This window comes from Halolamina sp. C58, from assembly GCF_051195095.1.
In the GTDB taxonomy this organism is placed as follows: Archaea; Halobacteriota; Halobacteria; order Halobacteriales; family Haloferacaceae; genus Halolamina.
Map to the genome: position 1 here is coordinate 693,746 of NZ_JBNTJY010000002.1, position 22,837 is coordinate 716,582.

Annotated in this window: 20 protein-coding genes; 9 read left to right on the forward strand and 11 right to left on the reverse strand. The window is 66.8% G+C overall.

Going from position 1 to position 22,837, the window contains the following annotated elements; genetic code table 11:
* Positions 1–1,058 precede the first annotated feature (1,058 nt).
* The 3 genes from ACQUSM_RS14225 to ACQUSM_RS14235 all read right to left on the reverse strand — a co-directional run bounded on the left by ACQUSM_RS14225 (position 1,059) and on the right by ACQUSM_RS14235 (position 6,964).
* Positions 1,059–6,200, reverse strand: coding sequence for a DNA polymerase II large subunit (locus ACQUSM_RS14225; protein WP_435119628.1), 5,142 nt, complete (start codon positions 6,198–6,200; stop codon positions 1,059–1,061).
* 25 nt (positions 6,201–6,225) lie between these two features.
* Positions 6,226–6,645 (reverse strand): PPC domain-containing DNA-binding protein, encoded by a 420-nt coding sequence (locus ACQUSM_RS14230; RefSeq protein ID WP_435119629.1) that lies wholly within the window; start codon positions 6,643–6,645, stop codon positions 6,226–6,228.
* Between the two features lie 175 nt (positions 6,646–6,820).
* On the reverse strand, positions 6,821–6,964 hold the full coding sequence (locus ACQUSM_RS14235; protein WP_202594626.1) for a DUF7556 family protein: 144 nt from the start codon (positions 6,962–6,964) through the stop codon (positions 6,821–6,823).
* Between the two features lie 219 nt (positions 6,965–7,183).
* Between ACQUSM_RS14235 and ACQUSM_RS14240 the strand changes: the two genes are divergently transcribed.
* The 7 genes from ACQUSM_RS14240 to ACQUSM_RS14270 all read left to right on the forward strand — a co-directional run bounded on the left by ACQUSM_RS14240 (position 7,184) and on the right by ACQUSM_RS14270 (position 14,288).
* Positions 7,184–8,041 carry a CBS domain-containing protein gene (locus ACQUSM_RS14240; RefSeq protein ID WP_435119632.1) on the forward strand — a complete coding sequence of 286 codons (858 nt, stop codon included), beginning with the start codon at positions 7,184–7,186 and terminating at the stop codon, positions 8,039–8,041.
* Positions 8,041–9,840: a glycine--tRNA ligase gene (gene glyS / locus ACQUSM_RS14245; protein ID WP_435119634.1), complete on the forward strand. Its 1,800-nt coding sequence runs from the start codon at positions 8,041–8,043 to the stop codon at positions 9,838–9,840. Before ACQUSM_RS14240 ends, glyS begins: the two co-directional genes overlap by 1 nt.
* Entirely contained in the window at positions 9,837–10,451 is a 615-nt protein-coding gene (locus tag ACQUSM_RS14250; protein ID WP_435119636.1) for a dolichol kinase, read from the forward strand. The genes glyS and ACQUSM_RS14250 overlap by 4 nt, the downstream gene beginning before the upstream one ends.
* Before the next feature lie 46 nt (positions 10,452–10,497).
* Positions 10,498–10,623 carry a hypothetical protein gene (locus tag ACQUSM_RS14255; protein WP_435119638.1) on the forward strand — a complete coding sequence of 42 codons (126 nt, stop codon included), beginning with the start codon at positions 10,498–10,500 and terminating at the stop codon, positions 10,621–10,623.
* Positions 10,624–10,915: 292 nt separating this feature from the next.
* Positions 10,916–11,380, forward strand: coding sequence for a hypothetical protein (locus ACQUSM_RS14260; protein ID WP_435119640.1), 465 nt, complete (start codon positions 10,916–10,918; stop codon positions 11,378–11,380).
* 328 nt (positions 11,381–11,708) lie between these two features.
* Positions 11,709–13,895 (forward strand): ATP-dependent DNA helicase, encoded by a 2,187-nt coding sequence (locus ACQUSM_RS14265; protein WP_435119642.1) that lies wholly within the window; start codon positions 11,709–11,711, stop codon positions 13,893–13,895.
* A 192-nt stretch (positions 13,896–14,087) separates the two neighbouring features.
* Positions 14,088–14,288 carry a hypothetical protein gene (locus tag ACQUSM_RS14270; protein WP_435119643.1) on the forward strand — a complete coding sequence of 67 codons (201 nt, stop codon included), beginning with the start codon at positions 14,088–14,090 and terminating at the stop codon, positions 14,286–14,288.
* A 159-nt stretch (positions 14,289–14,447) separates the two neighbouring features.
* On the opposite strand, the gene map is transcribed toward ACQUSM_RS14270, so the two are convergent.
* The 3 genes from map to ACQUSM_RS14285 form a co-directional block, all read right to left on the reverse strand.
* Complete coding sequence (gene map, locus ACQUSM_RS14275) at positions 14,448–15,353, reverse strand: type II methionyl aminopeptidase (protein WP_435119644.1); 906 nt, start codon at positions 15,351–15,353, stop codon at positions 14,448–14,450.
* A 74-nt stretch (positions 15,354–15,427) separates the two neighbouring features.
* Complete coding sequence (locus tag ACQUSM_RS14280) at positions 15,428–16,276, reverse strand: isoaspartyl peptidase/L-asparaginase (protein ID WP_435119646.1); 849 nt, start codon at positions 16,274–16,276, stop codon at positions 15,428–15,430.
* 75 nt (positions 16,277–16,351) lie between these two features.
* Positions 16,352–17,239 (reverse strand): HEAT repeat domain-containing protein, encoded by an 888-nt coding sequence (locus tag ACQUSM_RS14285; protein ID WP_435119648.1) that lies wholly within the window; start codon positions 17,237–17,239, stop codon positions 16,352–16,354.
* 107 nt (positions 17,240–17,346) lie between these two features.
* On the opposite strand from ACQUSM_RS14285, the gene icd reads away from it, so the two are divergent.
* Positions 17,347–18,618: an NADP-dependent isocitrate dehydrogenase gene (gene icd, locus ACQUSM_RS14290; RefSeq protein WP_435119650.1), complete on the forward strand. Its 1,272-nt coding sequence runs from the start codon at positions 17,347–17,349 to the stop codon at positions 18,616–18,618.
* Positions 18,619–18,677: 59 nt separating this feature from the next.
* Here icd and ACQUSM_RS14295 read toward each other — a convergent pair whose 3' ends face one another.
* Positions 18,678–19,019, reverse strand: coding sequence for a cupin domain-containing protein (locus ACQUSM_RS14295; RefSeq protein ID WP_435119652.1), 342 nt, complete (start codon positions 19,017–19,019; stop codon positions 18,678–18,680).
* Between the two features lie 487 nt (positions 19,020–19,506).
* On the reverse strand, positions 19,507–20,340 hold the full coding sequence (locus tag ACQUSM_RS14300) for an NAD-dependent epimerase/dehydratase family protein (protein ID WP_435119654.1): 834 nt from the start codon (positions 20,338–20,340) through the stop codon (positions 19,507–19,509).
* An 86-nt stretch (positions 20,341–20,426) separates the two neighbouring features.
* Between ACQUSM_RS14300 and ACQUSM_RS14305 the strand changes: the two genes are divergently transcribed.
* Positions 20,427–20,942, forward strand: a complete 516-nt coding sequence (locus tag ACQUSM_RS14305) for a DUF5817 domain-containing protein (RefSeq protein WP_435119732.1) — start codon at positions 20,427–20,429, stop codon at positions 20,940–20,942.
* Positions 20,943–20,945: 3 nt separating this feature from the next.
* Here the strand turns inward: ACQUSM_RS14305 and ACQUSM_RS14310 are convergent, their stop codons facing one another.
* From ACQUSM_RS14310 to hmgA, 3 genes are read right to left on the reverse strand one after another with little or no spacing between them, the layout of a single operon-like run.
* Positions 20,946–21,209: a type II toxin-antitoxin system RelE family toxin gene (locus ACQUSM_RS14310; protein WP_435119656.1), complete on the reverse strand. Its 264-nt coding sequence runs from the start codon at positions 21,207–21,209 to the stop codon at positions 20,946–20,948.
* Positions 21,202–21,477 carry a ribbon-helix-helix domain-containing protein gene (locus tag ACQUSM_RS14315; protein WP_435119658.1) on the reverse strand — a complete coding sequence of 92 codons (276 nt, stop codon included), beginning with the start codon at positions 21,475–21,477 and terminating at the stop codon, positions 21,202–21,204. The genes ACQUSM_RS14310 and ACQUSM_RS14315 overlap by 8 nt, the downstream gene beginning before the upstream one ends.
* A 52-nt stretch (positions 21,478–21,529) precedes the next feature.
* Positions 21,530–22,762, reverse strand: coding sequence for a hydroxymethylglutaryl-CoA reductase (NADPH) (hmgA, locus tag ACQUSM_RS14320; protein WP_435119659.1), 1,233 nt, complete (start codon positions 22,760–22,762; stop codon positions 21,530–21,532).
* Positions 22,763–22,837 lie beyond the last annotated feature (75 nt).

Below are 22,837 nucleotides of genomic sequence, written 5' to 3' on the forward strand. Positions count from 1 at the left end.
CTCGTCAGGGGTCTATTTCACTTCCCAACGCCAGATATTCGATGACGACCCCTCTTTAGAGTCTAAACAGGGGTATAGGGGTATGACGACTCGTCACACCCCTTCATTCTGAGCATATTCTGATTTATTTCAAAAATTTCGGGAATTTTGATTTGAATTTTTACTCGGACATAAAAACCCTTCGACTTTAGGGATATATAACGCCAGTTTTCTTATTCGAAAGATAAGGAAATTAAGTATTCTATTCAATACACTACTTCTTGAAAACTTTAACAAACTTCACCCAAACTTTCGTGAAACTTTCTAACCTCTTCGCTTTCCTTCGATTTTCTTTGAGTCTGTCAGCTGTGGCTGATTGATTCCTTCCCGATCTACATTCCTCCCGAAGCTACTCATTTCCTAGCTACTCTTGAGACTGTGTTCTCCGTTAAGCTCCTATATCTTCATACATGGAAACTGTTGACCCCAGAAGGGACTGTAGGGGTTGGGCCATAGGATGAATCGTATGGAAATTGAAGGGCATAGAACAAAGCTCATGGACTTTCTGAAGCAATTCTGAATGAAGACTAGAGTAGAAACCAGAGTATGACCATGTTCGACCCTATCGGACCCCCACCGTTCAGTATCGAAGCTCGGTAACATCGAACTTCAGAATGTGAGTGATTCACATACTAATTCGTGTTCTCATAGGGAACAGAATAGATGGAAATTACTACATATCAGATACGGAGAACAGTTAACAAGAATTCGCTTCTATCTTAGTAATAATGTATTCCCTATTCTGTGTAATATACTCTGGTTTCCTCCTATATCCCTACGCCCTATTGCGATTAGAAGAGTCTGGTACCAGTTACGTAGATTAAAACTCGCATCTACACAATCCGGTACCACAGTCTATCCGGGGGAGTTAGTGACCTTTCCCAAGCAACACGGTATAACATTCTATTAGATTTTCTGGATATCTGAGTTACCTATCTGTATTCCGATACTGGAATTCAGAAAAACGACTAAATCCTATACTGTCGAAATTGGCTGTGTAGTCTGGTCGAAAGTCGGATTCACATAAAATCAGCCAAACTCGCAGGCTTGTTCTTGTCGTTCTCGAAGATCGACTCCAGCGACCGTTCGAGCACTTCTAACCGCTGTTTCGTGTAGTCGCGGCAGCCGTACTCCTCGGCGACCTCGACGGCGATGTCCATGTACTTGTTCACCGAACCGCGGTGGACGGTCAGCGTCATCCGGCCGCCGCACTCCCGGCAGTCGCCGGTCAGCGGCACGCGGCGGTACTTCTCGCCGCAGTCGAGACAGCGCGTCTCCTGCCGCGAGAACGCCCGGAGGTTCCCGATCAGGTCCGGCAGGAAGTGGTTCTCGATCACCCGCTCGGCCACGTCGGTCTCGTCGACGGCCCGCAGCTTGCGGGAGAGTTCGAGTTGGGCGTCCATCTTCGTCTCCATGTCGCCCAGCGTCTTGTACGCCGAGAGGTCCGGCCCGAGCGCGAGGTCCGTGGTGTCGTGGGTGTGGTCGAACCCGTGGTACTCGTCGTCGGTGCCGAGCGTGTCCTCGCCGATCTGGATCAGCTCCTCGACCTCCTCGGGGTCGGCCATTTCGAGGGTAGCCTCGTAGAACTCCTTGGGGTACTGCCGGACGATGTCCATGTTGTGCGCCTCGTCGTCGATCTCGCTGGGGTCGATCCGGGAGGACATCACGAGCGGCGCGTCCATCCGGCCGCCACGCTGGTCGGGCAGGAACTCCTTCGAGAAGTTGAGCAGGCCGTCGAGCAGGAGCATGACGCAGTCCTCGTCACCATCGCACTGCTTTTGAGCGGTATCGTTCGCGATTAGTGAGTGTGTGTCCTCGACAGTGAGGCAGTACGTGTTCTCGGTGTTGCTTTCGACGTACTCCACCGACGCGACGGACTCGACGAGGTAGTCCCCGTCACCGCCGTCGAATACACGTCGCTTTTGCGTGTTCCGTGCCGCTAACTGCGCTTCGAGAGTCTCGGTCTTTCGTGTGAGGTGGAACCCGACTGTTTCCGAGAACGTAACTGCGTCTTCCGAACTAATCGAGAGGACGTATCTCCGTGCGGATTCACGTGGGTCGTCGATATCGTAGTAGTCCGGGAAGTACTCGTGGAGCGGTGACGGCTCGGTCGTCTTGACACTCGAAACGATACCCAGCCGAGTCAACAGGGCGAGCAGGTCTTCTTTCAGTTCTCGGCTGACTGTCGTCGCTGAGACGACGGCGGCGTTCGTCGACGCTGCCCCATCACCGCTGAAGTAGCCGCGGAGGTACGCGGCGACGGTCGCGTCTGGGGCGTCGAAGATCGGTTGCGGGACCGATTTCGTCTCGGCCGTCGTCCCTGCGTCGAGGACCGTATCGAAGAACGTCCGAAGCAGTCGACCGGAAGCCGTCACTTTCGCGTCGTTCTCGCGGTACGGTTCGACGCCGAATTCCTCGCTGAGAACGTCGAGGAAGAACTCCCGCGCTTCCGCTTCCGTCCCACAGATGGTGGTTTGGTGAATCGTCCCTTTCGGTGTCTCCTGCTTGCGCGCGAAGCCCTCCGCTGCGTAGTATCCGAGAAGCGTAGCGACCCGTTCGTTCAGTTCGACGAAGCGGTCCATCGCTGGCCCGTCGCGCTTTACGCCGAGCCGGACCTCGTCGGGGAGCCGTTCGAGGAACGAATCTGTCGTGTCGAACAACTCGAGGAGCAACTCGGCGGGGATACTCTCGCGGTAGATGTAGTTGCTCAAGCCTTTCTTACTCAGCCCGAGAACCTCGGCTGTGCTTTTCAGCGGGTAGAACGTCCCCTCGTAGTCCGCTGCGAGCTGCTCAGTAAACAGGTCGTACAGCCACTCTTTCTCCAGTCCTTTGATAGTCAGTCGGCCGTTGTCGATCTCGTCTACCTGTAGGAACTCTTCGAGAAGGTCGAATCTCGTCGTCTGATCCGGAGAAACCGTATCCAGACCGTCCGGCTTCACGATGCTGTCGTCCTCAGTCAGTTCGGACGCCTTCTTCGACTGGATCTCCCCGTCGAACACCTGCATCTCGTGATCCGGCGTCACCGTGATCTCCCGGCCGCTCCGAGTCTCGACGCGGACCATGTGCTCCGGCGCGGGGTGTTTGCTCACCGCCTCGACGGGCTTGACGACCTCGTTCCCGTCGGCGTCGATGGATGGAACGAACACGTCGCCGTCGAGTTCCTGCACGAGTGTGCCGAAATCGTCCGTCTCGGCAGTCTCCGGATCGAGGCGATCCTCGACGAGCGACTGAATCTCCTCGTGGTGCCACGACTCGGTCTCGTCGCGGAACCACACCTTCGTCTCGGGGTGGAAGCAGTTCCGCCGCTTCGCCGCGTGGAAGTACGGGTGTGCGTACCCCACGGCGGCACTCGTGAATCCGACCACCCTGCCCACCACCGCGGCGGAGGTGTGCGGCGCCATCCCGAACACGAGTTCGCCCACCAGATCGTCGCGGTCCTCGATCTCGTAGAAGGGATCGAGGCCGTAGAACCGTTCGAGCAGGTCGTCGACGAAGTCCGCCGTGCGCATCATGTGCTCGGCGGCGCCGTCGGGGAGCACGATGTCCTGCACCTTCAGTTCGACCAGCTGGTCGTCGTGCTCCAGCGGCTCGCCGTCGATGTCGGTCTCGTACCCCAGCCGGCGGAACTCCGCGGCGGTGGTGTCCAGCTCCTCGGGCCGGACCGAGGTGACCGGCAGGTCGGTCATGTCGTAGCGCACGGTGCCGTCCTTGAACGAGGAGACGCCGTGTTTGGCACGCAGAATGCCTTTCTCCATCGGCTCGGGCGTCTCGTTCGCCGACATCAGTCCCTGTACGCCTTTCAGGATGGAGAAGCTCCCCTCGCGCTCCCCGACGCTCTCGAGCGCGTCGTGGTACACCGAGTTGAGGTCGACCGTGCGCTCCTCGGGGCTCTCGACTTCCCACTCACAGCGCGGGCAGACCACGCGGCCGGACTCGTCCGGCTCGACCTCGACGCCGCAGTCGTCGCACTCGTAGTACGGCTCGGTGTGTGCCTCACACTCCGGACAGCGGTTCTCGTAGGTGTGCTCGCCGCACTCGGGACACTCGCGTTCGCCGAGGCTGACCTCGATCTGTCCGCGGCCGGCGTCGGTGCGCTCCTTGGCTGCCTTCGCCACGTCGCGCTGGCTCCCGCCGGCCTCACCGATCGGGAACATCGTGTGGACCGCCGGCGAGAGGTCTCGGCTCTCGGACTTCTCGGGCCGCCCCATCCGGTTCCCGATCCGGGTGGGGGCCCGCTCTCGAACGGTGAAGGGAGCGATCTCGTTCACCGCCTCGATCGCGTTCGTGCCGGGTAGCGGGGGCCCGTCGGCGTCGACGGACGGTTCGGCAGCGTCGGTGTCGCCGTCCCGGACCGCCATCCCGCCGTCCGCGACCGCCTCGTCCCCCGCATCGGCGCCCCACGTTCGCGCGCGCTCGCTCAGATCCGCGGGGGTCCACTGCCGCTCCAGTTCCGTCGTCACGCCCAGCGATCGCAGCAGCGGGCGGTACTCCGGCACGACTAGCGTCTCCTCGCTCGCGGTGTGTTCGACGAGCAGTCGCTCCAGCGCGCGCTGGACGTCGTCGCTCCGGGGGAGTCGGAGCCCGTCGTCCGTGATCTCGCCGTCGGCCGCCGCGGCCGCGAGCGCGTCGAACTCCGCGACGGAGATGTCGTGCCAGAGGTACGTGTACTCGGGGTGGAGCGGGCAGTCGTAGCGGTCCGCCCAGTCAAGCGCCGTCCGGGGCCCGGGCTCGTCGAGGTCGACGTGGGGGTCGTCCCGGAGCGCCTGCACGTCCGCGCCGGCGTCGTCGAACTCCTGCTCCCACCACTCGACGGCGTAGGACGCCGGCGAGAGCGGGTGGTTGTTCTCGACGTACTCCCCGAAGTTGACGAGGTACTCGCCGAGGTCGAGGATCTCGTCGACGCCGTTGCGGATCTCCAGCGCCTCCTCGGGGTCGTCGATCCGCCGCACGTCGCCGTTCGCGAGGCGGACGGTCGGCCCCTCGATCGAGTCGACGGGGATGATGCCGGCGGCCTTCCCCGGCCGCTCGGTCTTGATCTGGGTCCCCGTCGCGAGAAAGTCGTCGACCAGATGCATCGTCGCGGGGTGGATCCCCGCGGTCGCGAACCCGTGGTTGCGGGCGCGGCCGTACCGGAGCCGGAACCCGCCGGACTCCGAGGGGTGGCTGAACACCGGGCGGCCGGCGATCAGGTCCCGGAGGTACTTCGTCGCGGGCTCGTGCCGAACCGGGCCCTCGGACTCCCTCTCCGCCTCGTCGTCCTCGGCCTCGGCTTCCTCTTCGTCGTCCGCGTCTGCGTCGTCCGCGTCGTCGCCGCCCTCGTCGTAGTACGTCCCGTCGATGAGGTCCTGCAGCCACGGCCAGTCGACCTCGTCGAGCTGGCGGGTGTACCGCTGGATCTTCGGGGCCTTCAGCGCGATCCCCTCCGCCAGAACCAGACACATCCCGCCGCGGGCGGAGTTGGTGTCGACGCGTTCGAGGTCCCGGAACCCCGACACCTCCTCGTCGCCGGTGGCCTCGCCGTCCAGCATGATCGGCATGTGCTCGGCGATGAACTTCGTCTCCTTGTCCTTCGGCGTGTACTGGAGCCCCGTCTCCTTCTCGTACAGCGCGACCTCCTCGGCGTAGCGTTCGATCTCGTCGTCCCGGGCGTGGAACTCCTCGATGCCGAGCAGCGAGCGGGCGTAGTCGGCCACGAGCACCGACAGCGCCTGTGCGGTCCCGCCCGCAGAGCGGATCGGGCCGGCGTAGTAGACGTTGACGAACTCGGTCCCGTCGTCGTTCTGGAGCAGCTCCGCGCGGTCGATCCCCTCGATCGGCGCGGCGACGACGCCCTCGGTCAGGAGGGCGACCGCGGTCCGAACCGCACCCTCGATCTTCCCCTCGCGGCTGTCGTAGTCGCCGACGTTGCCGTCGACGAAGTCCTCCACGAGTTCGAGCGCGGCCTCCTCGCGGCTCATCTGCCCTTCGAGCTCGCGGACGCGCTCGGCGACCCCGGGGATCCCGAGGATGTTCTCGACGCGGTCGGCCATGTCCCGCGCGGTCGGAATCTCGATCTCCGTCTTCGGGTCCCGACCCTGCTCGCGGGCGGCCTCGGCGCGCTCGAACGCGTCGTCGAGTTGGTCTTCGAGGCGCTCGAAGTACCGCTCGTCGTCGTCTCTCACCGCCGTTCACCTCGGGGGGTCGGGGTCACAGCCAGAGGTCCAGATCGGTCTCTTCGTCGTGTTCACGCTCCAGCGGTTCCTCGAACGTCCGCATGTACACTTCGCCCGCGAACACCGTGGCGGCGTCGAGGTGGCCCGCGAGCGCCTGCCCGCTCGGCCGCGAGAGCACGGCGTGCGTGTGCGCGAACCGCTCGCCGTCGAGGTAGGAGACGTTGCCCATGCAGGCCGCGACTTCGAGGGGCTCCTCGAACTCGACGGACTCGTACTCGCCCTCCTGCTGGTCGTAGAACCAGACGACGGCGTCCTGCACCGCGCCCATCGCGTTGAACCACGCCGCGTCGACGTCCTCCTCGACCGCCAGCGACTCGATCTCCTCGCGCCAGTCGGCGCCGGTTTCGAGGCGCGCGAGGAACTCGCGGTCGGGCGAGAGTTCGCGGTAATCCATACGAAAGTACAGCAGCGACGAGGACAAAAACCTCACCCCTGCCGGGTGGGCACGCCCCGCGGCGCCGCCCGCCACCCGGACTGACCGACGGGAGTGGCGTTACGGTCCCGCGACTGCTCGGCGTTCGAAGCGGGCGGAAAAACGGCGGATCGACGGGCGAGGACTGGCGTGTCCGCTACGCCCACTCCTCGACGACCGGCGCGTCGGCCTCGGCTACCGAGATCCAGGCCTCCTCCCGGCCGAGATCCGCGATAACGAACTCGGCGTCGTCCAGCGAGCCCATCACGTCGTCGCCGCCGTGAACCGTGCCCGGTGCCATGGTACACTATCCCACGCACAGCGATATAAACCCGTCGAAACATTGAGGCACATTCACACGGGTGGCGGCGCCACGTTCCCGGGACGGGCCCGCCGCCAACGCCGCGCACACCTTCGGCATACGCGGTTGCCAGTACCGCGCACACCTTCGGCATACGCGCCCGCCAACGCCGCGCACACCTTCGCAGAGTACAAGAGGGGCCCAAGAGAAGGGGATTGCATGAAGGTTGGCGACGCCATGACGCCCGCGGAAGACCTCGTGACTGTCTCGCTCCCGGGCTCGCGCGACGACGCCCTCGAGTACCTGCAGGAACGGAAGTTCTCCTCCGTACCGGTCGTCCGTGAATCGGACGAGGGCGAGCGCTACCGGGGGCTGGTCTCCCGGGACGATCTGATCGAACACCCCGACGAGGACGACCTCGCGCTGCTGATGCGTGAGGTGCCGACGACGACCGCCGACGCGACGCTCCACGAGCTCGCGGCGCTGATGCTCTCGGCGGGCACGCGCCGTGTTCCGGTCGTCGACGCCACCGACGACGGGACGCTCGTGGGCATCGTCACCATCACCGACGTGATCCACGCGCTCGCCCGCGAGGAGGTCGGCACCGAGGCCGACGTGGGCGATCTCTGTAACGGGACGGTCAACACCACCTACGCCGGGACGCCCCTCCCGGTCGCCGAGCGCGAGATCGGCCTCGCGGACGTGCCCTACACGGTCGTGCTCGGCGACGACGCCGAGATGACGGGGATGCTCACCGAGGTCGACATCGTCGCCGTCGCCGAGGTCGTCGAGGGCGAGGAGGACGCCGGCGCCTCGATGGCCGGCGACGACGAGGACTGGAAGTGGGAGAGCGTCCAGTCGGTCGGCAACCGCTACGTCCCCACGCGGAACGTCGAGTTCCCCGACGAGCCGGTCTCGACGTTCATGACCGAGGACGTGGTGACCGTCTCGAAGCGCAAGTCCGCCGTCGAGGCCGCACAGCTCATGATCACGAACGACATCGAACAGATCCCGGTCGTCAGCGGCGGCGAGATCGCGGGCGTGCTCCGGGACGTTCACCTGCTGGAGGCAGTCTGATGAGCGACCACGCCGACGTCACCGAACTCGCCAAGCGCCGGGGCTTCTTTTTCGCCTCGGCGGAAGCGTACGGCGGCGCCGCCGGCTTCTACACGTTCGGCCCCGAGGGCGCGGCGCTCAAGCGCAACGTCGAGGCGGCGTGGCGCGACCGCTTCGCGCTCAAGGAGGACAACGAGGAGATCGCGGCGCCGACGATCATGCCCGAACCCGTCTTCGAGGCGTCGGGCCACCTCGACACGTTCGACGACATGCTCGTCGAGTGTGCCGACTGCGGCGAGTCCCACCGCGCGGACCACCTCGTCGAGGACGCGACCGACCTCGAAGACGCCGAGGCGCTCGAACCCGAGGCAGTCGCCGACCTGATCGCCGAGCACGAGCTCGTCTGCCCGGCCTGTGGCGCCGACCTCGGCGGGCAGGACGTCGAGGAGTTCAACCTCATGTTCCAGACGAGCATCGGCCCCGGCTCGGGCCAGCCTGGCTACCTCCGCCCCGAGACCGCTCAGGGCATCTTCGTGGAGTTCCCGCGGCTGAAGGAGTACGCCCGCGGGAAGCTCCCGTTCGGCGTCACCCAGATCGGCCCGGCGTACCGCAACGAGATCTCGCCCCGGCGGGGTCTGATCCGGGTGCGCGAACTCACGCAGGCCGAACTGGAGACGTTCATCGATCCCGAGACCGACGAGCCCGACCTCGAGAAAGTCGAGGACGTCGAACTCCGGCTCTACCCCGCGACCGAGCAGGCCGAGGACGCGCCCGCCGCGGAGGGGTATCAAGAGCTCACCGTCGCCGAGGCGGTCGAGCAGAACGTGATCTCCTCGGACTGGATCGCCTACTACCTCGGCGTCGCTCAGGAGTGGTACGAGCGCATCGGCGTCGACACCGAGCAGCTGCGCTTCCGTCAGCACCTCCCGGGCGAGCGCGCCCACTACGCCGCGGACTGCTGGGACGCGGAGGCCAAAGTCGAGAGCGCGGGCGGCGACTGGATCGAGATCGCGGGCTTCTCGACCCGGAGCGACTACGACCTCTCGAAACACGCCGAGGCCAGCGACGACAACTTCACCGTGTTCAAGCAGTACGACGAGCCCCGCACCGTCGAGCGCCCCAGTGTCGACCCCGACATGTCGACGCTCGGGCCGGAGTTCGGCGGCGACGCCGGCGCGGTCGCCGCGGCGCTCGAGGAGCTGGCCGAGCGCGATCCCGACGCGTTCCACGACGACGAGGTGACCGTCGCCGTCGACGGCGAGGAGTACACCGTCGACACCGCGGTCGCGAACTTCGAGGTCGTCGAGGAGACCGAGGCGGGCGAGCATATCGTCCCGCACGTGATCGAACCTTCCTTCGGCGTCGACCGCACCGTCTACACGCTGATCGACCACGGGCTCCAGCGCGACGAGCTCGGCGGCGAGCCCCGGGACTACCTCTCGCTCGCGCCCGAGATGGCACCGACGGACGTGGCGGTGTTCCCGCTCGTGAGCAACCACGAGCCGCTGCTCGACACCGCCAGCGACGTGGTCTCGACGCTTCGCTCGGCCGGCTTCGACGCCACCCGTGACGACTCGGGCTCGATCGGCCGGCGCTACCGCCGGCAGGACGAGGTCGGCACGCCGTTCTGTGTCACCGTCGACCGCGACGGGCTGGAGGACGACCCCACGACCGTCACGCTCCGGGACCGCGACACGGGCGCACAGGCCCGCATCCCGGTCGGCGAACTGGTCGGCCAGCTCGAAGCGCTTCGCGACGGCGACGCGGACTTCGAGGCCGTGTTGAGCCGGTACGAAACCGTCGAGACCGCCGACGAATGAGCGAACTCGGGCGCCGCGGCGTCCACGCCTCCGGGGTGGGGATCCCCGCGCTGTACCTGCTCGGCGTGGTCAACTGGCCGGCGGTGCGCCTCCTGCTCGTCGCGCTGTCGGTGGCCGTCTCGGCGCTCGAGTTCGTCCGGCTCGTGCTCGACTACGAGTGGCCGCTGTTCGACACGCTGGCCCGCGAGTACGAACGCGACAACGTCGCGGGCTACGCGCTGTACGCTTACTCCCAGACGCTCGTGGCGTTCGTGTTCGCCCCCGCGGTGGCGCTCCCGGGGATGCTGATGCTGATCGTCGGCGACCCCGTCTCGGGCTATCTGGGCGACAACGACGCGGGCAGCGCCAAACAGGCGGGCGTCCTCGGCGTGATGTTCCTCGTCTGCTTCGCGCTCGCGGCGCCGTTTACGACCGCCGTCACGCCGCTGCCGGTCGGGCTCGCGGCCGCCGTCGCGGGCGCTGCGGGCGCGACGCTGGCCGACGGCGTGAAGCCGGTCGTCGCGGGCTACGTCGTCGACGACAACGCCACCATCCCCCCGGCGGCCGCGATCGGGATCACGCTCGTGTTCGTCGCCGCCGGCCCGGGACTCGCCGGGGCGCTCGGGCTCTGAACCGGCCACCACGCCCTTCAGACTCGACGGCGAACCACGCCCCGCCATGGAGATCGGACTGGTCGAGATACTGATCGCCGCGATCGTGCTGCTCGTGGTGCTCGCGATCCTCTACGCCCTGTTCCAGCGCGAGGGCGAGTCCCTCGAACTCCTGCTGGAGCTGGTGGACTGATCTCCAGTCGAAACGGAGGGGTGTGAGAACCGCGCCCACGGGCAGTTCTCGATCGGGCTTTTTCAAAGTCGAGCGTCGTGAGTGCGTTCCGTAGTCGTGCGTTTTTCGTTTTTCGTCGGCGTCCGAGAGGACTCGTTCCTCACCGCCTTTTCGGGCGGTGTGTCGATTCCTCGGCTATGGTGTCAGGCTCACCGATAGCAGAGAGCGTGGCCGATACTTCCGCTCTACTCTTCATAAATACAACCGAAACTGGGAAATCGCTAGGCGCGTATCGTTCGACAGTGCGCTGAACATGACGCTCCCAAATCGGTCCCGAATCCTCCTCGTCGTCGGGATGATCTGTCTCGTAGCGGGTGTCGGATCGTTCTACCTCGGCTTCCCGTCGTACACGACTACAGTCGTCGAGCAAGCGCCGAGCGAGGAGGCGATGGCGAGCGCTCTGGAATCGTATTCCGCGTCCGAAATCGACCCGATCGAGTTTTCTGCACTGTCGTCCGGAGAGCAGACGGCCGTCACACGCGCCAGTCGACCCCCGGGATCGACGTACTCGGATTGGGGCACGTCCGATAGCGGGAGCCGTTTCGAGTACCGAAACGACGTCGTGAACGAGTACTTCGTCAGCTACGACGACTCTGTTCAGCTAATACGGGTCGTCGTTGCGATGGACCCGCTGTTGATGGCGGCTGGAGTCGTCGGTGGCGTCGTCGGGATCGCGCTAATCATCGGCGGCGTGTGGCGTGAGCGTCGCGCTAACTGACCTTCTGTATCGAACGCCACCGTCGTAGTCGGTTCACACACTATCTTCCGGCTGCCTCACCGGACGCCGAACGGAACAAGCGCGGATCCGACAGGGCCAATCGCGCGATCGCGTTTCCCACCTCCCGGCTCGCGGGTCGCTTCGCTCCCCGCTCGCTTTCGAGGTGGTTTGCCTCCTCACACCGTTCGGAGTTTTCCGGCCTCGCTTCCTGCTCACGGCTCACTCCGTTCACCGCTCGTTTTCGAGGCCGTTTGCCGTCGCGCCTGTGGCGCGACGTTTTCCGGCCTCGCCCCGAGAGTTTTTGACCGAGAACGCCCCACTCCCGGTAGTGGCAGAGACGACGCGACGGTTCTTCCCGTACGAGAGCCCCTACCCCAATCAGGGCGAGGCGATGACTCGCATCGCCGCCGCGCTCGACGACGGCGACGACGTGCTGTTCGAGGGCGCGCCCGGGACTGGCAAGACGCTCTCGGCGCTCGTGCCCGCGCTCGAACACGCCCGCGAGGAGGATCGCACCGTCGTCATCACGACCAACGTCCACCAGCAGATGCGCCAGTTCGTCGAGGAGGCCCGCGCGATCAACGACGAGGAGGAGATCCGCGCGGTGGTGTTCAAGGGGAAATCCTCGATGTGTCACATCGGCGTCGACTATCAGGAGTGTCAGACCCTCCGAGACACGACCCGCGAACTGGTCGAAGACGAGGCCGAGAAGCAGGAGCTCGAACAGCAACAGCGCGAGCTGCTCGACGCCAGCCGCGAGGGCGACGCCGCCGCGGCCCAGCGCCGCGAAGCGGTGATGGAGGAGTTGGAGGAGGTCGAGGACCGCATCGAGGACGTCGAGAGCGCCAACATCTGCGAGCACTACCGGAACAACCTCCTCGGCGACAACGAGGAGTTCTACGAGTGGCTGTACGACGGCGTCCGCACCCCCGAGGAGATCTACGAGTACGCCGACCGCAACGAACTCTGTGGCTACGAACTGCTGAAGGAGGGGATGGAGGCGGTCGATCTGGTGGTCTGTAACTACCACCACCTGCTCGACCCCAACATCCGCGAGCAGTTCTTCCGGTGGCTCGACCGCGAGCCCGAGCGCGTGGTCACGGTGTTCGACGAGGCCCACAACATCGAATCCGCCGCGCGGGACCACGCCAGCCGCAGCCTCACCGAGAACACCCTCGACAGCGCGCTCGACGAGCTCGACGACCGTGACGACTCCCGGGCCGACGCCGCCGAGAACGTGATCGGCGCGTTCCGGGACGCGCTGGTCGACGCCTACGAGGACGGGTTCGCGTTCGGCGAGCGCGAGCAGGTCGACGAGCACTGGTCGGACGTACCGATCGCCAACGACGACGCCCGTGACGACCTCACGCTCGCGTTCCTGCGGAACTACGAGGGGAAGGGGATCGACACCGAGACCGAGCTCGCGATCCAGCTCGGCGAGGCGATCGACGAGGAGTACGAGGAGGCGTACAAGAACGGCGAGGCGACCTCCCGCGCCGAGAGCTCGACGCTCGCCGCCGCGCGCTTCCTCGCGACGTGGATGGAGGAGAACGCCGAACTCGGCCAGTACCCCGTGGTCTCGGTCCGCCGGGACGAGGGCACCGACGAGATCTACGGCCGCGCCGAACTGTACACCTGCATCCCCCGGCGCGTGACCGAAGCGCTGTTCGACGAGGTGTACGCGAGCGTCCTGATGTCCGCGACGCTCCGGCCGTTCGACGTGGCCGCCGACGTGCTCGGCCTCGACGACCCCGTGACGATGGCGTACGGGCTGGAGTACCCCGAGGAGCACCGCCGGACGTACGCCGCCGGGACGCCGGCGCTGTTCGCCAGCGACCGCGGCGACCCCGAGGTCCAGGAGTCGGTGTCGGCGCTCGTCTCGGACGTGGTCGAGTTCACGCCCGGGAACACGCTGCTTTTCTTCCCGTCCTACAGCGAGGCCGAGCGCTACTACGGCCGGCTCGGCGGCACCGGCCAGCCCGTCGGTGACGCCGACGCCGGCGGCGCTGACCTGTTGCTCGACGGCTCGGACGTTGACACCGACGACCTGCGCGAGCGCTTCGTCCACAGCGACGACGCGGCGCTTTTCACCTCGCTGTGGGGGACGCTCGCGGAGGGGGTGAGCTTCGACGGCGACGACGCCCGGGCGGTCGTGGTCGTCGGCGTCCCGTACCCCCACATCGACGACCGGCTGGAGGCCGTACAGGACGCCTACGACCGCGCCTACGGCGACCGGAACGACGCCGGCTGGCGCTACGCGGTCGAGATCCCGACGGTCCGCAAGACACGGCAGGCGCTGGGGCGGGTGATCCGCTCGCCGGAGGATTTCGGCGTCCGCGTGCTCGCGGACAAGCGCTACACCCGTGCGGACATGGGTCGGTTCTCGGTGCGGGACACGTTCCCCGAGGAGGAACGCGACGAACTCATCGACATGAACCCGGAGAAGCTGAAGTTCGGGATGCTGAACTTCTACGCCGACCGCGACGCGTACGACGGCGCGCCGCCCGAGCCCTGACACGGCTGCCGTAACGTATTTACCCACCCTACGGGAACACCCAGCTACAGTCGATCGCCGCGAGGCAGGTACGAGTGGTCGTCGCCCCGTCGAAGGCGGGTCGCGACGGTCGTTCGCTGGCACTCTCGTCGCCGTCCTGTCGAGCACGATCAGCGCCGGCTTTATCTGACTCCTCCCAGTAGTAGGGCGCGCATGGCCACTCAACCCTCCGACCCCGACAGCGTTCAGGAGAACTGTGCTGACTGTGGCGGGGAGACGCTCCACGACGTCCGGGTCGAAATCCGGACCGAGAGCGATCAAGAGGAGAACTCCGAGTTCTCCCGAGAGCCGTACCGCGTGGCGGTCTGTCAGACCTGTGAGTCTGAGACCGCGACGCGGATGAACAACGCCTAACTACCGGCTGAGTGGCTGTCCGGCGGGCGTGGGGGCCCGTCGACGTTGCACCATGCCGGTCTGCGTCGGAACGGCGCCGCTGGCGCCGTCGTTTTTCGAGTGAGGTAGAACGGAAAGCCGCGGGTGAACCCGGGGTCGGTCCCGTTTTCCGACCTCGCGCTACTCGAACAGGCCGCCGGTCAGCAGTTCGTAGCCGTCTTCCGTCACGATCAGGCTGTGCTCGGCCTGCGAGATCAGCCGCCCCTCGTCCTCCTGCAGGACCGGGTAGCCAGTGATCGCGCCGTCGGCTTTCAGCCGGCGCAGCGCCATCGCGGGCCGCGGGCTGTCGAGCCAGCGCTGGGCGAACGGCAGCCCGTCGAACTCGCTGGTGATCTGTTCCATCGCCTGTCGCGCGGCGCGGTCCCGGACCGAGCGCTCCTCCTGCAGTTCGAAGATCTGCTCGTGGCTCCCCTCGCCGACCTTCCCGCTGCCGTCGGTGGCGAACGGTTCGATGGCGATCACCTGCCCGGCCTGCAGTTCGGCGGAGCGATCCATCCCGCGGTTCGGGATCGTCGGTCCGGTGTGGGCGTCGTAGCGCTCCAGCCCGTGGCCCGAGAGGTTGAGCACCGGCGAGTAGCCGTAGCCGTCGATCACGTCCTCGATCGCCTGCCCGACGACGCCGACCTCGGCGCCGGCTTCCACCTCGTCCAGCGCCGCGTCGAGCGCCTGCTCGGCGGCTTCGACCAGCTCGTCGCTGCCCGAGAAGTCGACGGTGACGGCCGCGTCGGCGATGTAGCCGTCGACGTGGACCCCGATGTCGAGACAGACCATGTCGTCCTCGCCGAACGTCGTCTCGTCGTCGGCCTCCGGTGTCGCGTGGGAGGCCTCGTGGTCGACGCTGATGTTGACGGGGAACGCCGGCTCGCCGCCGAGCTCGACGATCCGTTCCTCGGCGGACTCGGCGACTTCGAGGTGAGTCGTTCCGGGTTCGACCAGTTCTCTCGCTTCGTCCATCACCTCGACGAGGATCTCGCCGGCCTCCCGATGCTTCTCGACTGCCGTCTCGTTCAGATCGCCGTAGCTCATGGCTGTTGGGTTGGCCTGTTCGCGGCAAAGAGGTTCCGGCACGGGCATGGGCCCGCGGGGTCCCGTCCGGACGCCTACCGCGTCGCCGTGCTGGTCTGCATCCCCTCGGAGTTGAACGCCGCGCCCGTCCCCGCCTCGCCGCAGACGATCACGCCCGCCGAGGAGCCCGTGAGCTCGTCGAACTCCGCGATCGCGTCGTCGGCGGCCGTCTGCGCGTCGGCGCCCGCTTCGAGCTTGTCGACCGCCCGCTGGCTCAGCGTCACCTTTGCGATGTCCTCGCCGGCCCCCGTCGCGGAGGCGCCGCCGGCCGGCGTGCAGTAGAAGCCCGAACCGATCTGTGGCACGTCGCCCACGCGGCCCGCGAGCGCCCACGAGCGCCCGCCCGTGGAGGTGGCGGCGGCGAACTCCCCGTCCTCGAACGCGACGGCGCCGACGGTGTCGTGGCCGCCGAAGCGCTCTTCGAGCCAGTCGAGGTGGGCTTTCGGCCCCGCACTCGGTGGGTTCTCCTCCTCGTACGACTCGCGTTTCTCGGGTGTCAGCAGCTCCACGTCCGTCTCGACGCCGAACTCGGCGGCGAGATCGACCGCGTGCTCGCCGCTGACGAAGATGTGGGGCGTCTCCTCCAGCACGACGCGAGCGGCCGAGATCGCCTCCCGTACGCCGTCCATGCTCGCGACGGCGCCCGTCTCCCGGTCGGAGGTCATCAGGCCGGCGTCGGTCCGCACCCGACCGTCGGACTGAACCGCGCCGCCGTAGCCCGCGTTGAAGCGGTCGGAGGCTTCGAGGACGTTCACCGCGGCCTCGACGGCGTCGACGGGTCCGGACTCGGCCGCGCCCGTCTGGGCGGCGTCGTCGAGCACTGCCTGTCGGGGTTCGGGCTCGTCAGGCTGGCCGCCGGCGCCGCCGTGGACGATGATGCGCATGGGTCAGCGAGCGGCGCGCCGACCCATCAATCCACGGGAAACGGCCGAGGACGCCGGAACGCTCCCGCGGCGGGCTCACTCCCCGTCCCGGATCGACTCGAGGGCGCCCGCCGCCTTCGTCTGCACGTCGTCGCTGGGGTCGGACTCGGCCAGTTCTTCGAGCGCGTCGACGGCCGCCTCGTCGCCGACGAACCCGAGCATCCCGGCGGCCTCCTTCCGGACGAGAGCGTACTCGTCGTCGAGCGCGGCCCGGAGCAGCGGAAGTCGGTCGCGAAGCAGCCCTGGCGCCTCCATCCCGAACTCGTACAGCGTGAACGCGCCACGGTACCGGAGCCGGTCGTCGTCGCTCGTCGCGAGCAGTTCGGCGGCGGTGGCGGCCAGCTCCTCCCGTCGCGGGACTGGGTGCCCGTGGACCGACCGGTACTCCTCGGCCACGTCGCTCAGCGCCGCGGCCGCGACGTGGCGGACCGTCCGGTCGTCGTGGTCGAGGAGCCCGAGCAGCGCGTCGAGGCGGTCCTCGTCGATTATGACCGTCGACGCCAGCGCCCAGCCGATCTCCCCGACGGCAGTGTACCGCCGGCCGTCGGCGTCGAACTCCGGATACTGGCGCTCGTGGATCTCGACGAGTTCGACGAGCGTCCCGGGATCGAGATGGTCGGTGACGACCGACGCGCAGACGCCGAACGCGACCGTCCGCGGGATGATCACCTCCTCGTCGAGCCCCGGCGTGAACCCCACGGAGCGTTCGAACGGTTCGAGCTCCCACGCTTCGAACTCGAAGGCGTCGACGGCCGGCGAGACATCGCGGCCGGCGAGCGCGAGCAGGCCGAGCGTCTCCGCGCCGACGATGCGTTCCTCGGTCGCGTCGGCGCGCAGGCAGTCGACGAGCGCGTCGAGGTCGGCCTCGGCCGGCGACGTCCGTGCCGCCTCCCGGAGCGCCGCGGTACGGTCGGTGACGGTCATCCTCGTCGGTAGCAGCGACCGGACCGACAAAAACCCGGCCCCGGGATCCCCACCGTGACAGCTGAAACGGCAGGCATTTGGGCTCGCTCTGAGACGGTAATCGTGCTATGAGCTACGAGCACATCGAACCCCCCGAGTCGGGGTCGAAGATCACGCTCGCCGACGAGGAGTCCGGCGAACTCGACGTCCCGAACGACCCGATCATCCCGATCATCCACGGCGACGGGATCGGAAAGGACGTGGGCCCGGCCGCACAGGACGTGCTGACCGCCGCCGCCGAGGCGACGGGCCACGACGTGAACTGGATGGAAGTGTACGCCGGCGAGACCGCCCGCGAGAAGTACGACGAGAACCTCCCCGAGGAGACGGTCGAGGCGATCGAGAAGCACCGCGTCGCGATCAAGGGGCCGCTGACGACGCCCGTCGGCGCCGGCTTCCGCAGCCTGAACGTCGCGCTGCGCCAGACGCTCGACCTGTACGCGAACGTCCGACCGACCTACTACCTCGACGGCGTGCCGTCGCCGATGAAGGCGCCCGAGGAGATGGACATGGTCACGTTCCGGGAGAACACCGAGGACGTGTACGCCGGCATCGAGTGGGAGGCCGGCACCGACGAGGCCGAGCAGGTCCGCGAGTTCGTCGAGGAGGAGATGGGCTTCGACGACACGATGCACGAGGGGCCGATCGGTCTCGGTCTGAAGCCGATCTCCGAGAAGGGGTCGAAGCGACTCGTCCGCGAGGCGATCGACTACGCCATCGAGAACGACCGCGACAAGGTCACGCTGGTCCACAAGGGGAACATCATGAAGTTCACCGAGGGGCAGTTCGGTGACTGGGGGATGGAGGTCGCCGACGAGGAGTACCCCGACGACGAAGTGTTCGCCGCGCCGGACTCGCTGTGGGAGGAGCAGGACGAGGTCGACATCCCGGAGGACGCGGTCATGGTCGAGGAGCGACTCGCCGACGCGATGCTGCAGTGGATGCAGCTCCGCACCGACGAGTTCGACGTGCTCGCGATGCCGAACCTCAACGGCGACTACCTCTCCGACGCCGCGGGTGCCCAGATCGGCGGCCTCGGCATCGCGCCGGGCGCCAACTTCGGCTTCGGTCGCTGTCTCGCCGAACCGGTCCACGGCTCCGCGCCCAAGCGCGCCGGGCAGGACAAGGCCAACCCGACCGCGCTGATCCTCTCCGGCCGTCTGATGTTCGAGTACCTCGGCTGGGAGGACGCCGGCCAGCTGATCCGCGACGCCGTCGAGAAGACGATCGACGAGGGGACGGTCACCTACGACCTCGCGCGCCAGCGCGAGGACGCCGAGGAGGTCTCGACAACGGCGTACGCCGAGACCGTGATCGACAACATCGAGGAACTGGCCTAGAGAAAGACCAACGTCTGCGGCTCTCCGTTCTGCCTTCTTTCGCCGCCGCTCGCCAGTCGCTACTCCGCCCAGTCGGGGTCGGTCCGCGGCGGCGCGAACACGTCGATCCCGACGACGGTCTCGTCGCCGCGATTCTCGGCGGCGTGGACCTCGTCGCCCAGTAGGGTGTAGGACTCGCCCGCGCCGACGGTGATCTCCTCGCCGTCGTCGAGGACGAACGTGAGTTCGCCCTGCGTGATCAGGCCGGCCTGTTCGTGGTGGTGGCTGTGGGAGGGGACCGTCGCACCGGGTTCGATGCGGAAGTGCTGGACGCTCGTCTCCTCGCCGCTCGCGCCGACCGTGAGGTGGACGTCGTCGACGGCCTCGACGAAGTCGTCGTCGTTGGGGGTGTACGTGTCCATGTGGGTGTGTGACGCGCCGAGGCGTATAGTTCCTGAGTTCCCGGCTATTCGGTTGGTGTGTCTGTCGACACGTGGTCGTGGTCGGAATCTGGGCCGTTCGCGACTGCAACGACGCCGCGGCAGCAACAGCATCTCGAAGCAGACCACTTGCGACGGCAGAGCGCCGGGCACGAGGCCCGGCGCTGACCGAGAGTCCCCACCCCTCCCCCCGCGCTCGCCGACCGTCGGCGAGCGCGAGGCGTCCACCGCGACCGCACCGCGGTCGCTGTCGGCGCGAAGCGGGCGTGCCTCCGTGCACGCCCCGAGCGCGAGGGGCGAGTGACCGAGTGAAACGAGGGAAGGAGTCGGCTGGGGAGGGTTGAGGGCTGTGCGGAGCGGTGCGGTCACAAGCTGCCAACGATCGAGATGCTGTCGCCGGAGCGGTTGCTGTCCCGTCCTAACGAAGACTCACTCAAGCGAATTCAGAGACCAAATCGCCCGAACCCACTCACTCCAACAACTCCGCAGGCGGGGACTGCCAGTCACTCGCAGAATCCTGCGGTTCGTACCCCAGTAGCTCCTTCGTGTGCTCCAGATCGAACCAGCTCCGGGGATTGTCGCTCGTCGCGAAGAAGATCCCGAACTCGGTCTCTTCGTCCGTCAAACACAGCTCCACCAACTGCGCCCAGTCCCGCAGCGAGAGCCACGTCGCCTTCAGCCGCTTCACCTGCTCGGTGTACTCGTCGCTCCCGCGCTCCCACCGCCCGTCCTCGACGCCGCGCTCGGCGTCGCCGTAGGGGTTGTCGTACAGCCCGGTTCGAACGCTCGCGATCCGGGCGGCGTAGAACCGCTTCGGGTACTCCCGCTGTTCCACGTAGTACCGGCCCAGATCCTCGCCGTACGCCTTCGAGACGCCGTAGTACGAATCGGGCCGCTCGTCGTCGTCGACGGTGACGGTGGTGTCGTCGTCCAGTTCGTACACGTCGGGTTTGCCCTCCTCCTCCCACATCCCGGCGGCGTGGATCGAGGAGGCGAACAGGAACCGTTCGACCTCGGCGTCGGCAGCGGCTTCGAGCACGTTCCGCGTACCGACGAGGTTGCTCTGCTCGACGGACTCCCACGGGGCGGAGACGGCGGGGTTCGCGGCGAGGTGGACCACCGCGTCGACGCCGTCGAACGTCGGGCGGATCGCCTCGTACTCGGCCACGTCGGCGACGAAATCCACGTCCGGCGCGTCCTCGCGGTCGAGGTAGACGAACTCGTGATCCGAGTCCTCCGTATCGACGTGTTGCTTGATTCCGGACGCGACCCGACCCTCCGACCCGGTGACCAGCACGCGCATACCCGGAGGTCGGTGGACGCGAAGATAAGGCCGACGACGCCGCAGCGAGCGGAGGATTCATGCCCGATAGCGCACCACTCCCGAGCATGTACGCGGTCGTCGGCTGCACCGAGTGTGGTACCTACTGGCTGCTCACGGACCCGACGGAGAGCGACTCCGCGACCTGCCCAAAGTGTGGCCGCCGCCACCAGACGAAGAAGCTGAACCGCTTCTACGAGACCGAGGACCGCGAGGCCGCCCGCGAGGCCCGCGCCGCACTGCTCGCGAAGAAACACGGCGACAGCGCCGCGTTCGACGAGGTGGCGCACGTATCCGAACTGGAAGAGCGCGTCGAGGAGAGCGGCCTCTCCGAGCGCGAGTATCTCGAACAGTCGGGGATCGACGCCGACGAGGTGCAGGACGCGGGCGACACGTCGAAATCGGCCTCGCGCAGCCGGGACGAGAAAGTTCGCGACGCGGTTCAGGAGGGTGGCACCGAGGCGGAGATCATCGAGCGGGCCGTCGAGGACGGCGTACCCCGGGGCGCCGCGGAGAAACTGCTGGAGAAGCTGCGCCGGCAGGGGGAAGTGATCGAGTCCGGTGGGGAGTTGCGGTTGGTGTAGCGTTCAGGGTGGCAGGTGTCGATCGTAGACGTTCCGCCGATGTCCGACAGCTTCGACGACGATGGTGTCGTCGCCACGGTCCCAACTCACGATCGCCCGGTAGTCGCCGACTCGGAGCTTGTAGTACGGATAGCCCGAAAGCGGTTCCAGTCGGTGTTCGGTCCACTCGGTCGCTTCTTCGACTTTGTTCAGTACGCGGTCGGCGACCTGTGGATCGAGCCCATCGAGGTGGTCGAGCGCCTGTTCGGTGTACTCGACCTCAGTCATCGAGTCCGAGGCGGTCGCGCGCTTCTTCCTCCGACACGGTCTGCCCACGCTCCCGCTGCTCACGGCTCTCTTCGAGGTCGTCGAGGGTTTCGTCGCTCAGTTCCGTGGATGGATCGACCCAGTCGCGGAGAGCGTCCCGAATGGCCTCGGACTTGCTGGAGTACCCGCGACGCTCCCACTCGTCTTCGATCTGTTCGAGTAGCGCTTCGGGCACGCGAACGTTGATCTTCCGCATTCGGTTGTCCCCGCTCCCGGCGTCGGTGCTCATACTGCGTGATACAGCTGTATCACAGAAAAGCCTTTGCCGCGCTGGAAAACGCCTACCGCCCCAACTCGGCGTGCGCACTCGACAGATTCCGCGACGCCAGCGCCGACAGCAGCGACAGCTCACCCGCCAACGCACCCGTCGCGACACACTCCGCGAGCGCGTCGGCGTTCGACCCCGCGGGGTCGCCGCCGCCGCGGATGCCCAGCACGTCCAGTCCCTCGGCTTGCGTCGGGAGCTTTGTCCCGCCGCCGACCGTCCCGACTTCGATCGACGCCAGCGAGATCGCGGCGTACAGCCCGTCCTCCCGGGCCTCGACGGAGACGATCCCGTTGCTGCCCTCGACGACCTGCGCGGCGTCCTGCCCGGTCGCGAGGTACATCGCGGCGACGACGTTCGCGACCTGCGCGTTGAACCCCAGACTGCCCGCCTTCGCGCTGCCGATCAGGTTCTTCCGAGTGTTGATCTCCGCGACGGCCTCGGGCGTCGTCTTCAGCGTCTCCTCGACGAACTCCCGGGGAACGAGCACCTCCGCGGTGACGCTGCGACCCCGCCCCTCAACGGCGTTGATCGCGGCGGGCTTCTTGTCCGTACAGAGGTTGCCCGAGAGCGCGACGAGCGAGGCGTCGGTCTCGGCCTCGATCACGTCACAGGCCTCGCCGGTCGCGATCGTGACCATGTTCATCCCCATCGCGTCCGCGGTGTCGTAGCGGAACCGCAGGAACACGCTGTCGCCGACGACGTACGGCGTCACGTCGAGCAGCTTCCCGTGGCTCGTGGTCGACTCCGCAGCCTCGCGCAGTCGGTCGGCGTTCTCCCGGACCCACTCTGCGAGCGCCTGTGACTCCGCGATCCCGCTCGTCCGGAACACGGGCGCGCGGGTCATTCCCTGCTTCGTCACCCGCGCCGTCGCGCCGCCGGCGTCGTCGATGACGGAGAGCCCGCGGTTGACGGAGGCGAGCAGCGCGCCCTCGGTCGTCGCCAGCGGGAGATACGTCTCGCCGGAGAAGGCGCCGCCGTCGATGGTGACGGGGCCGGCGACGCCCATCGGGATCTGGGCCGCGCCGATCATGTTCTCGATGTTGCTGCCCGCCGCCTGCTCGGCCGGGAAGCTGTAGTCGCCCGTCGTGTCGAGGTCGGCGTCGGAGTGGTGCTCGACGACCAGCCGCCGGGCCGCGGCGGCGGTGTCGGCGTCGGCGTGGTCGTCGAGTTCGTACAGTCGCAGGTCGCCGCTCTCGACCCGCGCGGCGAGCTCCTCGGCGGTGTCGGCGTCGACGCGATCGGTCATGCCCCCGGGTTCCGCCGGCGCGGGCAAACCGTTACCGATCCGTCCCGCCCGCTTCCCGAACGGTTTTGCCCGATC